Origin of the sequence: Pseudomonas alvandae (genome assembly GCF_019141525.1) — a bacterium.
Classification (GTDB): domain Bacteria; phylum Pseudomonadota; class Gammaproteobacteria; order Pseudomonadales; family Pseudomonadaceae; genus Aquipseudomonas; species Aquipseudomonas alvandae.
Genome location: NZ_CP077080.1, coordinates 3,346,705 through 3,361,426, shown reverse-complemented (window position 1 = coordinate 3,361,426; position 14,722 = coordinate 3,346,705). Strand labels below are relative to the sequence as shown.

The following is a 14,722-nucleotide window of genomic DNA, read 5'->3' as shown; positions in this document are numbered from 1 at the left end:
CGATGAATATCTCTGCTTTCAAAATCGCTAACAAATTGATCACCGGACCTGGCGCAATCGAGCAGCTTTGCGCGGAACTGACGCGCCTGGAGGTCAATAATCCGCTGATCGTCACGGACGTCATCCTGGTGAATTCCGGCACTGTTGACCTCGCGCTCGCGCAACTCGGCGACCGCCGCTACGGCATTTTCGACCAGGTCAAGCCGGAGCCTGAAGTAGCCATCGTCGAAGACTGCACCCGTGCTTATCGTGAGGGCGGCCACGATGGATTGATCGCCGTGGGTGGCGGTAGCGCCATCGATATCGCCAAGGGCGTCGTGGCGTTTGCCGGGCATGCAGGTCCGCTGAGCGAACTGTTCGGTGTTGATCTGGTGAAACGCAAAGGCCCTGCGTTGATTGCCATCCCGACGACTGCCGGCACAGGCTCGGAAGTCACCAACGTGGCGATTTTTTCCGACAAGCAAGCGCAGCTGAAGAAAGGCATCGTCAGCGACTACCTGTTGCCCGACGTTGCCTTGGTCAGCCCGGCCATGACATTGACTTGTCCGCGCAGCGTGACGGCGGCCAGTGGTGTCGACGCACTTGTGCATGCGGTCGAGTCGTATATTTCGGTAAACGCTTCGCCAATCACCGATGCCATCGCCCTGGGCGCGATCAGGCTGATCACCAAGGCGCTGCCGAAGGCCTATGCCAACCCAACCAACCTGCAGGCTCGGGAAGACATGGCCACCGCCAGCCTGATGGCCGGCATGGCGTTCGGCAACGCGGGGGTAGGGGCGGTGCATGCGCTGGCGTACCCGCTGGGCGGGCGGTTCAACATCGCCCACGGCGTCAGCAACGCCTTGCTGCTGCCGTATGTGATGGCGTGGAACAAGACTGCCTGCGTCGAGCGTTTTCGCGACATCGCCGAAGCCATGGGCGTGCGCGTTGCGAACCTGAGCGACAAGGATGCGGCAGACCAGGCTGTCAGGGCCATGGCCGACCTATGTGCCGCCGTGGATATCCCCTCTGGCCTGCGCAGTTTCAACGTGCCCGAAGACGCTATCCCCGCGATGGCCGACGAGGCCAGCAAGATCGACCGCCTGATGCGCAACAACCCGCGCAAGCTGACCGCCGCCGATATCGAGAAGATCTATCGCGCTGCCTATTGATCTTTGTCACTCACGACTCCGGTGCTGCCGGAGCGTGTGCCCGCCATTACAAATCCAATAAAACAGGTGAACCGAATGTCCGACACTCCTGCGCAACGGAGCGAAAGCCCGTACATCCCGCTCGGTCCTTTCAAGGTCCGGCTACCGTTTATCCACTACAAGATCGAGCTTCCAGACTATCTCCAAGGCTTGCTCATGTGCGCCGTGGACCTGGCGGCGATTCCGCTGATGACCGAACTGCTCGGGATGCCTTTTGAGGTTGCGCTCGCCGTCGTGATGCTCAACGGCTTGCTGTACCTCGCGCACCATTTGCTCGGCGACCCGACCGTACCTGGCTGGATCACCCCAGCGGTGCCGCTGTTGATGGCGTACTGCGCGCAGTTTCCGATGGGCCCGGAGCGTGTCCATGCCTTGATTGCCTTCCAGTTGATGCTGGGGATTTTTTCAATCGCCCTGGGGGCGACCGGCATGGCGAAGAAGGTGGTGGAGTATGTGCCCTCGGCGATCAAATCGGGGATCATCGTCGGCGCTGGCTTGAGCGCGGTGATCGCCGTATTCCAGGTCGGCGGCAAGTTCAATGTGCTGCCCTGGACCATTTCCATTGCGGTCGGTATTGCCTTCTATTTGATCTTTTCCCAGCACTTCAACGAGCTCAAGCAACGCAACCGTTTCTGGTGGAACTTCGCCAAGCTCGGCATCTTGCCGATCGTGCTATTGGCCGTGGTGATTGCCCCATTGTTCGGTGAAGCGCCCTGGCCAACTCTCCAGTGGGGCATCAGCCAACCGGATTTCGCTGGCCTGTGGAACAACTACACGGTATTTGGCCTGGGCATGCCGCCGCTCTCCATGTTCATCTCCGCGCTGCCGACCATGCTCGCGGCCTACATCATCGTTTTCGGCGATGTCCTCAGCGCGAAATCATTGCTCGACGAAGCTGAAACCGTCCGCACCGACGAAGTCGTCGACTACAACGCCGATCGCGCCCACCTGATCTTCGGCGCACGCAATGCGTTCATGAGCATCTTCGGCCCGGACGTCGCGATGTGCGGCCCGAAATGGGCGGCGATGCTGGTGGTGGTGATCGAGCGATTTAAAGGCGGGCCGAAGGCGATGAAGTCGATCATCGGCGGAGTCGGGTCGTTCCGTTGGGGGACCAACAGCGGTCTGTTGCTGTTGCCGGTCGTGACGTTGGTGCAGCCGATCCTCGGTGTAGCCCTGTCGCTGACGCTGCTGATCCAGGGTTACGTGAGCGTGCGTTTGGGCATCCTTGAAGCGCGTAGCCAGCGCGACCTGGGTATCGCCGGCGTGATTGGAGCGGTACTGGCGATCAAAGGCGCGAGCTGGGCATTCGGGATTGGCGTTGTGTTGTGCTTGCTGATTTATGGCAAGAATTTCTTCAAGGGGGAGGTGGATGGGACGTTTGCCAAGGACTTGAAGTCGGTGGATGGAAAGCCGGGCAAGGATGTGGAGCCGGTTATGGTGAACAAGCGGGTAGTGGGGGAGGCTATGGCTGATTGATCGGGTTTGTATGCGCTGAACGGTATGGACGCAAGGCGCATTTGTCGTGCGCTTTGATAATCACGGAAATTAAAAAAAGGAAAACGCCATGACCACTGCAGTTCCCACAATGGATGAACTATTAAAGGACGCTCCTTCAAACTGGGGCAGATGGGGAGCGGAAGACGAAGTTGGCTCGCTGAATTACCTGACCGCGCAAGAAGTCCTGCGCGGAGTTGCGCACATCAAGAAGGGAAATGTATTTACCTTGCAGCGCATGATCGGGAATCCTGCTGGCGATCCGGTCTGGCCAGGCCGTACGCCGGCAGAACGCACCATGATTCTCGACGAGTCGAGTTGGGACGATAATCATGGCCCTTGCTACCCCGGCGGTTTGCACTACGCCGATGACAAGATCGACGCATTCCTGCAAGGATCCACGCAATATGATGCGCTTGGCCACCTCTGGTACGGCGGAAAAATATGGAACGGCTACGACGCGCGAACAACGGTGGGAGGTCTCGACAAGGCCAGTGTTGCACCTATCGGCGAACGAGGAGTCGTCGGACGCGCCGTATTGCTGGACATGGCAAGGCATCGTGGCAAACGCATGCTGGATAAAGGCGAAACATTTACCCATCTAGATCTCGAGGCATGCGCAGAAGCTCAGGGCCACACGATCGAGCCTCATGACATCCTGATTATCAGAACCAACTTCCTCCAGGCTTTCTATGAGCAAGGCGAGGCGTTTTATGATGGGTTCTGTGAGCCAGGTCTTACGTATTCGGAGGAACTTGTCCGATGGTTCCACGACAAGGAAATTCCAAACCTTGTCACCGATACCATCGCCAACGAAGTCACGACCGACCCGGTATCAGGTGTGGCACTGCCTCTGCACTGTGCATTGATGCGCAATCTGGGTATCGCCTTTACGGAGATTTGCGACTTGGAAAAGCTGGCTGAAAATTGTGCCGAAGACGGGCAGTACACATTTCTCTATGTGGCCGCGCCGTTGAAAGTCCATCGCGCTACCGGATCACCGGTCAATCCGGTGGTGATTAAATAGTTTTTGCGTGCTGGGGCAGGTTTGGTCCTGCCTCAGTGTGCGTTAAGCAACTGGGATCTGGCGCAACGCAGTACATTCGCTCATAGGTAGTGCAAGCACATAAACATCCTGTTTAACATAATATACATTATGCGCATATTCTTGTTTAGGATTGGGCATCGTTACAGGCTGCTTTTCAGCGTGCTCACGGCAGCTTTCAAGGCGCGGACTTTGGTGGGTTCCTTTCCTGCCGTAATGACATCCTGCAGAACAGCGTCTTCGTCCTGGGGATCTGCGTTTTGATGGTCGTCTATCTGGCCAAGTCTCACGTCTACAACGGCTCCGCCGTTTGAATCAGTGAATTGAGCACCAGCTTGATTTCCGCAGCCGGATCTTTATGCCCCTGCAGGATCAAGCCTTCCGACAATGCAGTGAAAGTTCGCGCCAGTGCTGCGTATGCCAACGGAGGCTTCTTGCCGGCGTGATTGAAGATGATCGTGATCAGTCTTCCTAGCGCCTCGCTGTTTTCTTCATGCAGATCGTAGTAATGCTTTGCGAATTCTTCATCACGCAAAGCGATCAACTGCATTTCGGCGTCAAGGATGGCGCAGTTGGTATTGTTTTTAAGCGTGTCGATGTAAGCATTCAGGCCCTGAGTCAGTTGCTCTGCCGTGTAGCCCGCCGCCAAGGTGCTGCCCAAGCGATCTATCTCGACTCTCTTGAAGCGCTGGGTAAGTTGAAGCAGCAGTTCCGACTTGCTTGAGAAGTTTGAAAAGAATGCACCTTTTGAATAGCCGGCCTCTTCGGAAATTGTATTCACGCTGGCGGCATGAAAGCCTTTCTTGATCATCAGATCCGTAGCAGTGTCGAATAACTTGTCTCTTGTTACTTGCTGACTTTCCTCTCGCCCCAATCTCTTCTTGATCACGCCCTCGGCTCCTTTGGCCCGATGTATATATTTGTAACTAGATGAAACGAATCAACGATTCAGCTAGCAAAACAGGTGTTTTCTACCTTACCACCCACCTTGGCTGTTTGCATTTAAAGTTTTGGAAGTGGCATCTAATGACGACGCATTCCAGGCTGTAACAGACCTTCGCAGGAAGACAATTTTCGGCCGGATTCCAGGGGCAGGCGCTGTGACACACCCTTCCCGCCCAGCGTGAAAAAGCGCTGGAGTGCCTGAAAAATGGCGTCACCCGCATGACGAATGCACTGAGACTTGCCGTCTCAGGCCCGAGCTAGACACCTCGTCTTTGGTCTTTTCACTAAATACCGCTTGATTTCCAGATACCGAATGGTTTTTACTTGCGCCGTTGGATCGTCCGACACCTGTTCAGCGCCAACCGTGCTCGGACAGGTACCTCAAAGGAGCTGGATTTTAATGGAATATGCCTTTGTTACAGGCGCTACAGGCCTGCTCGGAAATAATGTCGTCCATGCGCTTTTGAAACGAAACATCAAGGTCAAGGCCCTTGTACGCTCCGTTGAAAAAGCCAGGAAGCAATTCGGTGGGCTGCCTGTTGAGTTGGTTGAAGGCGATATGCTCGATGTTGGCGCGTTTAGCCATGCGCTGGAAGGCTGCGACGCTTTGTTTCATACCGCCGCGTACTTTCGCGATAGTTACAAGGGCGGAAAACATTGGCAAAAGTTATATGACACCAATGTGACCGGCACCGAGCGCTTGTTACAGGCCGCTTATGCCGCTGGGATTCGCCGTGCCGTCCACACTTCGTCCATCGCGGTCCTGAAGGGCGACAGGGACGAGGTGATCGACGAAACCATGTCACGTGATGAAGCGGAAGCTGACGATTACTACCTGAGCAAGATCCTGTCCGAGCAGAAGGTTCGGGAGTTCCTGTCGTTGCACCCGGACATGTTTGTCGCAATGGTGTTGCCCGGCTGGATGTTCGGCCCTGGCGACATTGGCCCCACCTCGTCAGGTCAGTTCCTGCTGGATTTTGTCGGACAGAAGTTACCAGGCGTTCTTCCAGGCAGCTTTTCGGTGGTGGATGCCCGGGACGTGGCGGAACATCAAATCGCGGCGATTACCCGCGGCAGATCGGGTGAGCGTTATCTGGCCGCCGGCAATCATATGGACATGAAAAGTATCTTCCGGGCGCTGTCCAGTGTCAGCGGCGTACAAGCACCTGAGCGCCCTGTCCCATTGTTCATGCTACGGCTCATCGCCTTCGTCTATGAATGTTATTACCGCGTCACGAAAAAGCCTGTGCTGATCAGTACTTCCACGGTCAAGCTTATAGAGCAAGAGCAAGGAAGAACGCACTTCAGTCACAGCAAAAGTTCAAGCGAATTGAAATGTGCATTCCGTCCCGTCACGGAAACGCTGACCGATACGTTGGAGTGGTATCGGAAAAACAATTACCTGCACGTTAATTGAACCCATTCAAACAGTAGCCTGCCTCTGCAGTACTTTTTATCTAACCATGACTTCAAGGATTGAGAGGTTGGTGAATGAAAAGCCTTACCCATAAAGAAGGTTTTCTGCATCGTTTCGTCGGTTTTTCCCATTCGTATCCCGAGCACATCGCTATCCGGGACTTGGATGCAGAAGAAACCGTCACATACCGGGACCTGCGTATCAGGGCTGAAGAATGCAATGGTTTTCTCCACGCCCTGAACGTATCGCCCGGGGAGAAAGTAGCCCTTGTGCTGCCCAACGGCGTGGATTTCATCGCCTATTACCTGGCAGTAATTGGCCATGGCGCTGTCCCGGTGATTCTCAACTACAAACTGACGGCATTCGAGCTGGGTAATGTCCTGGGCATTTCCAAGCCATCGCTGATCGTCACGACTGGCACGCTGTTTGAGCAACACCAGGACATATTCCAGCCGACCCACGCCTTGATCGTGGGCAATGGCGACGAGCCGCCTGAAAACGCCACGGTTGAAGCGACGCTGCCACGCCACGCCCAGCCCCTGTTGCTACCAGACGATAAGCCGATTGTCTCGATGCAGTTCACCTACCGTGGCATCGGTAAGCCGCTGGCGGTCTGTCATCGCTACCTCGACCTGACGCAGTCAAGCGATGGCCTGCATGAACAGTTTCATCCCCAAGGCGTGGGGTCGGTCCACCTGGTGACGCTGCCGCTGTACGCCATCTTCGGATTGTCGGTGATGATGGTGTTCCCGCTGAGCATCGGCGCCACGTTGCTGATGACCAACACCCTGCTCAATCGGGACTTGGCGCAAGTGTTGTCCGAACACCAGGTCACCTTTGCCTGCCTGGTGCCCGACGTTATTCGTTATTTCAATTCGCGACTTGCCAAGCGCAAAGGTCCGCGTTTGCCCCTGCATCCTCACTTGATGATGTATTCCGGCGGCAGTCATCTACCGGCCGATGAAGGCGAGAAACTCGGCAAGTTGTTGGGATGCGCGGCTGTACTGCAAGGCTACGGGCTGACCGAAAGCATGCCGGTGATTGTCCAGAGTTCTGTCGGCGAGGTTCATCGCGGCGCCATGGGACGACCGATCAGTGGCGTCGAGGTGCGGGTGGTCGACGCGCAAGGCCAGGATGTCGTCGCGGGGCGTATCGGCGAGCTGCTGATACGCGGGTCGATGGTCATCCCCGGCTATGACGCTGCGCCAGAGATCAATGCGCGATTTTTCCGGGACGGCTGGCTGCACACCGGCGACCTGGTCTGGCGAGATGAAGAAGGCCATGTCTTTTTCTATTGCCAGCGCCTGCGCATCTCGAAAATCAAAGCACAGATGGTTGATCTGGCGGAAATCGAATCCGTCGCCCTGAAGCACCCCGATGCGGTGCGTGCCAGGGCCTACATCGTCCCGGACCACAAGGAAGTCAATGTCTTGCACTTGTCAGTGGAAGGCAACGGTGAGCTGAGCCAGAACAGCGTCGCGACCCTGCTCTCGCGTTACCTCTCCGGTTTCAAATTGCCAAAAATCATAGAGATTGTCCCTCTCAAGGAAGCGCTTCATGCACGCTGACAGCACACGACCGGTATTGGCCGTTTTCGATTTCGACGGCACGTTGACCGACAGGCACACGTTCTGGCGCTACATGCGCTTCATCGTCGGAACCCGGGCGTTCTGGCTCAGGATCATTCCCCTGTTGCCAAAGATGCTCAGCGTCATCCTGGGCATTACGCCGTTGATGCAAGCGCGTCTGGCCTTTATCGCCTGTTACCTGGGCGGCCTGACGGTAGAGCAAGAGCGCGAACACGCCAGGTTCTTCATCACCGAGCAATTGCCACTCTGGCTGAGGCCGCAAGCGTTGCGCCGGCTGCAATGGCACCAGTCCATGGGGCACGTGACGGCGCTGGTCAGCAATTCGCCAGAGAACTACCTGATCCCGTGGGGCCAGGCGGTGGGTTTCGACCACGTATGCGGGACCCGGTTGGCGACGGCCAAGAACAAGCTGACGGGTGGAATCTCCGGCACCAATTGTGTCGACCGGGAAAAAGTGGCGCGGCTCCGGGACTGCTTGAGCAACCTCGATGACTTCTACATCTACGCCTACGGCGACTCGTCCGGGGACGACGCGCTGCTCGGCATTGCCAACTCCCCCTTCTACAGAAACTGGTACTGATCGATGAACACTCTGAGCACTTTGGCCCCCAAGCATTTCAAACAGCCGGGCAACGCTGCGACGGTAATGATCGTCGGTGCCGGCCCCATTGGCCTGTCCCTGGCAATCATGTTGAAGCAATGGGGCGTGGCTTTTCGCATCATTGAAAAAAACGCCGGCCCCTCGACCGCGACCAAGGCGATGGCGATTCACTCCAGGACCCTGGAAATCTTCCGCGACCTCGGCATTGCCGAGCAGGCGCTGGCCGACGGTTTTACCATCAACCAGTTTTCGGTCCAGTCCAATGCAAAACGGGTGCTGAACTACAACTTTTCCTACCTGGACGCCACCTATCCCCTCCTCCTCAGCTTGCCGCAGCCGCAGACTGAAAAGATCCTGCTGGAGCGACTGAACCTGCTCGGCGCGGACGTCGAATGGAACACTGAACTGGTCGACATCGAAAACCAGCCAGGCGCCGTGCACATGGCACTGCGTCGTGCCGACGGCAGCGAAGAATCCGTTACCAGTCGCTGGGCAGTGGCCTGTGACGGCGCCCGCAGCAACATCCGAAAACGCTTGGACATGACGTTCGAGGGCTCCTCCTACGACCGTTTCTTCATGCTCGCCGACGCCGACATCGAGTGGTCAGGCAGCAAGGATGAAGGCGCGTTTTTCCTTGGCGCGCAGGATGGGTATGTCGCGGTCGCGCCGATCAGCGATCAATCGCGTTATCGCCTCTTTATCGAGATGCCCTACAACCTGCCGCCGGAAGGCGAGCGGCCGCCGCTGACCCTGGAGAATTTCCAACGGCTGTGCGAAGGACGTGGGCAGAAGATGACCCTGTCCAATATCTCGTCGACCACCATTGCCTCGTTCCAGCATCGCCGGGTGCAGTCGCTGCAGCAAGGCTCGATCTTCCTAGTGGGCGACTCCGCGCACATCGGCAGCCCGATCGGTGGCCAGTGGATGAACCTGGGCATTTCCGAAGCCTATAACCTGGCGTGGAAAATGGCCTATGTCGATCAGGGTCTCGCCGATCCGTCGCTGTTGGAAAGCTACAACGACGAACGCTACCCGGTCGCCCTCGAAGTGGAAAACACCGCGCATCGCCTCACCGGGCTGATTACCGTCAGGCATCGTGCCCTGGTCTGGTTACGAGACAACGTCCTGCCGTTGCTGAGCAATCGCCAAAAGATCCAGCGCAAGCTGCCGTCGATGATTTCCGGCCATCAATACCACTATGGCAAGAGCGAATACATCCAGGAATCGCTGACCAAAAAGCAGCGCAGCAGCTGGGCCAGAAAAGGCAAGAAAACCCCGTTCCAAGCCCCCGCCCCTCGTTCGGGACAACTGGCGCCCGATGTCGAGCTGTGGCAACACCAGGGCATGCCACCCAAACGCCTGATCGATCTGTTCCAGGGAACCTTCACCCTGCTGATCTTCAGCGCGGCGGATCAATTCTCGCCGCTGTTGCCAAGTCATTACTCGCTGGCCGCCTCGGTGGAGCGCGACTACCCGGCGATCAAGGCCTACTGCGTGGTCGATGCCCTGAGCAGTGTCGGGTTGCCCGCCGAGCAATCCACCCTGCTGGACCCTGACTGGCGCCTGCACAAGCGCTATCACGCCAAGGAAGGCACGTTGATGCTGATCCGGCCCGATGGCTACATCGCCTTCCAGGGCGCCGATGCAATAACGCTGATGACTTACCTGAGCGTGAGGTCCGGGTTGCTCAAGGGCGCCGGGAAGACAGCCTTTTCCGAAATCGATGCGGTGGAACTCCCACTTCCAGTTGTGACTGCCGATCTGCCCTGCTGATTCTCATGGCCCAGCCCTGGGCCATGCCTTGATGACTGAATATACCGACTCACTTATGGTTAAGGAGAACCTTATGCGCTTGCAGCTCAACGACGTTGTGCAGGAGTTCATCGTGTCCAACGGGAAAATAGCCCACAGCTATTTTTCACTGTCCGAAAAAATCATTGATTCCCTTTGCGAATCCAACATCGCAAAGGAATCCATCCTGATGCGCCTGCTGGAGCAGGCCGAAACCGTTACCGCGCATTACTTCAACGCTCACCAGCAGGTGCTCGAGGGCGTCTACGCCCACGGTGTCCAAGCGCCTGCCAACGACAACGTCGCGGCACTCGAGCCGGTTATCTCGCAGCCATCGGTGCTGACCCCGGCGCCAGTCGCCGAACAACTGCCTGCACTCACCTACGCACAATGGCTGCGTACGGAAATCAGCACGGTCACGGGTTTCAAAAGCGAGCAGATCGATTTCGACCAGAGCTTTGAAAGCCTGGGCATCGACTCGCTGGGGTTGGTCGATATCTTCGAGTCGTTGGCCCAGCACTTCCCGGAAAAGAAAGACCTCACTTCGCAGCTCTTCGATGCCCCGACACCGACGGCCTTGCTCGCCAGGCTAGAGGCCAACCCCCAGGCGACGGCAGTGGACGTCCAAGCCTGGGTCCTCGACCAACTGGCCGGCATTACCGGTTTCACCGTCGATCAGCTCGATCGCCAACAAAGCTATGAAAGCCTGGGAATGGATTCTCTGGTGCAGCTGGATTTCCTCGAGTCGGTGGTCGCCCTGTGGCCACAACTCAAGGCCCGGAGCAGCGAGTTGGCCAACGCCAAATGTGCGCAGCAAACCATTGCGCTCATCGAAGACGAGCTTGCCAAAGACGCGCCACGCAGCGCTGCCGATGAGCCTGCAACCGGCACCACAGATGAATCGACGCCGATCGACAAGGTGTTGCTCGGCGCCCTCTCGCCACTGGTCGCGGACGCGCCATCGGCGCTGGATGTCGAGACGCCCTTTGCCCAGTTGGGGCTCAACGGTTTTGATCGGGAGGCGCTTTGCCAGTCGATGGCCCAACGCTGCCCCGACAGTGAGTTCGCCGGCGAAGCACTGATGTCGCGCCGCACGCCACAGGACGCGCTGTCGCTGCTGGAAAGAATGGGCTGAAGCCCGCTGGCAGGCGCTGCCAACACATGGAATGGAAACCGGGTGACCGACAGGTGACCCAGCTTTAGTGAATCAGGAGATAGCGATGAGTGGCGCGGTAACGACAGAGGATGACTTGTGCTTCAGCGCGATGGCGGGCGAATTCCCGGGAGCGCCTTCGACGGATGCCCTGTGGAATGTGCTCGTCCAAGGCGAGATAGCACCCATCCAGGCCATGCCGGCACGTTGGGAGCTGGATAAAAGCGCGATATTTTCGGCCAAGGCTGGCGAGAAGGACCGCACCTACCTGGACAGTGCCTTTTGCCTGACCGACGATGCATCGATTCCCTCGCGTCACGATGGCCGGCAGGTGGCGATCGGCAAGAAAGTCCTTCAGACGCTGCTCACTCAACTGGCGGCCCAAGGCTCGGTGCTGGATACCAAGCGCACGGCGCTGGTGGTCGCCACTTCATGGTGCGACGAAAGTTATTTCGCGACAGGAACCGCGAACAGCGCCGGCGCGCCTGTCGGGTTCACCCCGGGCGAACAAGTGGCCGCACTGGCCAGCGCTTTCGCCTTGGGCGGGCCGGTGTTGTCCGTGGACACCGCCTGCAGTTCCTTCCCTTATGCAATCGACATGGCCAAGGCGTTGCTCAGCAGCGGTCAGGCGGATAACGCGATCGTGATGGCCTTGAACACGGTCCTGCCGCCCGCGCTGTTCCTTGGCTTCTCGCAACTGACAGCATTTTCCGCCCGGGCCAGCATGCAGGCGTTCGGTCAGGACGCCGACGGCATTGTGCCCGGGGAATGTGCAGCGGCATTCCTGGTCGAGCCAGTTTCCCAGGCATTGGCCGCCCGGCGGCAGCCGCTGGGGGTCCTGCGGGCGCTGGGCTTGTCCGCCGACGGCGCCGAAGGCTCGGTGTTCGCACCGGGCAAACAGGCTCAATATTGTGCCTATGAGCGCGCCTACAGCGACCTGGACCCAGGCAGCGTCGACTATATCGAGACCCACGGCACCGGCACCCCGTTGGGTGATGCGACCGAGTTGGCCTCGCTGGACAGTTTCTTCGCCGCCCATCGAAACACCGGCGAAAAATTGACCATCGGCTCAATCAAGTCCGTCATCGGCCATCCGCTGGCTGCCGCGGGAGGTGCATCGCTCGCCAAGGCGCTGATGATCCTTCGTCACCGGAGCGTCCCGCCCCAGCCTGACTACCGCCCCAGCGCAAAAGTCGACGAAACCTGCCTGCAACTTGCCACACGGCAACCGCAGTCCCTGGCTGATCGCCAAGCGGCCATCCGGATCGGGATTTCCAGTTTCGGCTTTGGCGGCGCCAACGCGCACCTGGTGGTGGATGAATACATCGACCACGGGCACGCGCCCGCCGCCCGGGCAGTCCCGGGCGTGTTGAAACTTGATCTCGCCGTGGTCGAGGCTGAAGCTGCGTTCAGCGGTTGCGATTCACTGCAGTCATTTCAACAGCAGCTCGACCAGCCAGCCGCGCCCGCCGTGCTGTTTCCTTACGGTCGCTTCGTCGATTACAGCGGCGACCTGAGCCGGCCGCTATCCGGGAAGTTCCTCGCCCAGGACCAGCTCATCGACATCACCGGTTTCGGCATGGGCCCCAAGCCCTTGGCCCATGTCGACCCGTTCAAGCTGCTGGTCAGCGATCGGGTGAACCACCTGCTGCGACGCCTGCCGGGCGTGGCGGGCTCCGCCGACACCGCCATGGTGATGTGCTGCAACATGGGCGGCGAACGGTTCAACAATGCCTACAGCAGCGCCGAGCATTTCTACGCCCGAAGCCAAGGCACCCCGCCCGGCGTGGAGGTGACGGACGTGGCGACCATGCTGCCGAACATGCTCTCCGGCTACCCGGCGCAGATTTTCGACTTCAAGGGTTTCCACCAGACGCTGGCCGGCACCCCAGGTCTGTTCTGGCAGACGCTGTTGGCTTCCCGGCAATGGTTCGAGCAAGGCATTACCACCCTGCTGCTGGGCGCCGGGCGGTTTATCAGCGGTGAAATCGAGATCGATCGCGCCCTGCGCAGTACAGCGGTACAAGGCGAAGGGCTCGGCGTGGTCGCCCTGCGTCCCTATCAGCCTGACTCCGGTGATGCGCCGCTGCTGGTGATTCGTGCGGCGGTCCTCGCCCATGCCGCGACGTCGTTGGACGAAGCGTGCCAGTTGGCAGGCAAAAAACGCGACCAGTACCCGCACGTCGAGGTCTGCGAATTGCAACCGGAAACGGCCCAGGCCAAGGGACCGCTGCGAGAAATAACCGGTTTCCTGGCGGAAGCCAGCGGCATCGAGACCTTGCTGGCGGTGATGTTGAATGCCTCGGCGCACACGGTGATCGAGGTTCGCGAAGGCGGCACGCCGATCATGTGGCTGTTCACCGAAAAGCTCCGGGACTGGAAACCGCTGCCGGCCGACCTCGCCCCTCCCCTCAAGCATCCGTTCAGCCTGCGTTTCGCCCATGAGGCGCCGCGTTCGCTGCAACCGCTCGCCGCACCTGCGCGCCCCGGCCAAATCGTCCGGGAACCGCAACACGACGGCGTCGACGTATTGCAGCTCAGCGACCTGCTGACGAGCACGGTCCTGGCCGGGTTGCGCGTTCGCGTCCGCGCGATGGAAGGGCTTTTCGCCCTGCAGCAGGGCCCAGCGGCCCAGCGGCCGACGCAATGGCCTCGTCGTCCCGAAAACACAGTGATCAGCCACGTGCAACGGGCCCCGCGTTCGCTGCGCGCACAATTGCTGGTGAACGAGGCTCACCCTTATTTCTTCGACCACCCGCTGGATCATGTGCCCGGCATTCTCCTGCTCGAAGGCGTGATGCAATTGATCGAGCAGGCCATGCCCCCGCTCAATGGCCGCGTCGCCTACGTCAAGACGCTGGGCATCAAGTTCCAGCAATACGTGCAGAAGGAAGGCGTGATCGACCTGCACGTAGAGCAAGATCAGGACGCTCATGTCTTCCAGGCAAAGGTCATGCAGGGCGGGAAACTGATGTGCACGTGCGTGCTGGGAATGGCCTACAACTCGGCCTTCGAAACCGCACCGCACGGTGAGTTCACCGCCCGCCGGTGTGGCAACAAGGCGTTCCTGCACAAGGCCAGGGAAGAGAACGTGATCGTCAGTGAGATGAGCTCGGTGGCCCAAGGCTTGAGCGTCGACACCGTCAAGCTGCCCGAGGGGCACTTCTTCCACGAGGGCGACCCCGCGCATTTTTCCATGGTGTATTTCCTCGAGATCGCGCGCCAGTGCTACATGCAGATTGCCCACGGCCATCTGCAGATCCCCCTCAATGTCCCCATGAACCTGTTGGCCCTGAGTTTCAGCCTGGACCGTCCTATTCCGCGCAACAGCCCGCTTTCTCTGGCGCCGCAAGCCGGCATGGAGGCGCAGTTGCAGTCCTTCAAGACCAACCGCATCCACATCGATCTGTTCAACCGGGGCGAAAAAATCGGCCAGGCGAATATCACCGCGCAAGTGCTGAGCCAAGCCGCGCCTGCCGCCTGAAGCGTGGCTC

General features: G+C 58.8%; 10 protein-coding genes. 9 read left to right on the top strand and 1 reads right to left on the bottom strand.

Annotation, left to right across the window (positions count from 1 at the left end):
* Positions 1-2: 2 nt before the first annotated feature.
* The 3 genes from KSS97_RS14995 (at position 3) to KSS97_RS14985 (ending at position 3,714) form a co-directional block, all read left to right on the top strand.
* A complete protein-coding gene (locus KSS97_RS14995) occupies positions 3-1,151 on the top strand; it encodes an iron-containing alcohol dehydrogenase (protein ID WP_217859478.1) in 1,149 nt (382 codons plus the stop codon).
* Positions 1,152-1,226: 75 nt separating this feature from the next.
* On the top strand, positions 1,227-2,669 hold the full coding sequence (locus tag KSS97_RS14990; RefSeq protein WP_030138885.1) for a hypothetical protein: 1,443 nt from the start codon (positions 1,227-1,229) through the stop codon (positions 2,667-2,669).
* 88 nt (positions 2,670-2,757) lie between these two features.
* The gene (locus tag KSS97_RS14985) at positions 2,758-3,714 is read left to right on the top strand and encodes a cyclase family protein (RefSeq protein WP_030138884.1); all 957 of its coding nucleotides are present in this window, start codon (positions 2,758-2,760) and stop codon (positions 3,712-3,714) included.
* Positions 3,715-4,024: 310 nt separating this feature from the next.
* On the opposite strand, the gene KSS97_RS14980 is transcribed toward KSS97_RS14985, so the two are convergent.
* Complete coding sequence (locus KSS97_RS14980) at positions 4,025-4,621, bottom strand: TetR/AcrR family transcriptional regulator (protein ID WP_030138883.1); 597 nt, start codon at positions 4,619-4,621, stop codon at positions 4,025-4,027.
* Positions 4,622-5,077: 456 nt separating this feature from the next.
* Between KSS97_RS14980 and KSS97_RS14975 the strand changes: the two genes are divergently transcribed.
* The 6 genes from KSS97_RS14975 (at position 5,078) to KSS97_RS14950 (ending at position 14,712) form a co-directional block, all read left to right on the top strand.
* Complete coding sequence (locus KSS97_RS14975) at positions 5,078-6,094, top strand: SDR family oxidoreductase (protein ID WP_198796489.1); 1,017 nt, start codon at positions 5,078-5,080, stop codon at positions 6,092-6,094.
* 74 nt (positions 6,095-6,168) lie between these two features.
* On the top strand, positions 6,169-7,662 hold the full coding sequence (locus KSS97_RS14970; RefSeq protein WP_217859477.1) for a class I adenylate-forming enzyme family protein: 1,494 nt from the start codon (positions 6,169-6,171) through the stop codon (positions 7,660-7,662).
* Entirely contained in the window at positions 7,652-8,263 is a 612-nt protein-coding gene (locus KSS97_RS14965; protein ID WP_217859476.1) for an HAD-IB family hydrolase, read from the top strand. The genes KSS97_RS14970 and KSS97_RS14965 overlap by 11 nt, the downstream gene beginning before the upstream one ends.
* 3 nt (positions 8,264-8,266) lie before the next feature.
* Entirely contained in the window at positions 8,267-10,057 is a 1,791-nt protein-coding gene (locus KSS97_RS14960) for an FAD-dependent monooxygenase (RefSeq protein WP_217859475.1), read from the top strand.
* Between the two features lie 73 nt (positions 10,058-10,130).
* Positions 10,131-11,210: an acyl carrier protein gene (locus KSS97_RS14955; protein ID WP_217859474.1), complete on the top strand. Its 1,080-nt coding sequence runs from the start codon at positions 10,131-10,133 to the stop codon at positions 11,208-11,210.
* Between the two features lie 85 nt (positions 11,211-11,295).
* Positions 11,296-14,712, top strand: coding sequence for a polyketide synthase family protein (locus tag KSS97_RS14950; protein WP_217859473.1), 3,417 nt, complete (start codon positions 11,296-11,298; stop codon positions 14,710-14,712).
* Positions 14,713-14,722 lie beyond the last annotated feature (10 nt).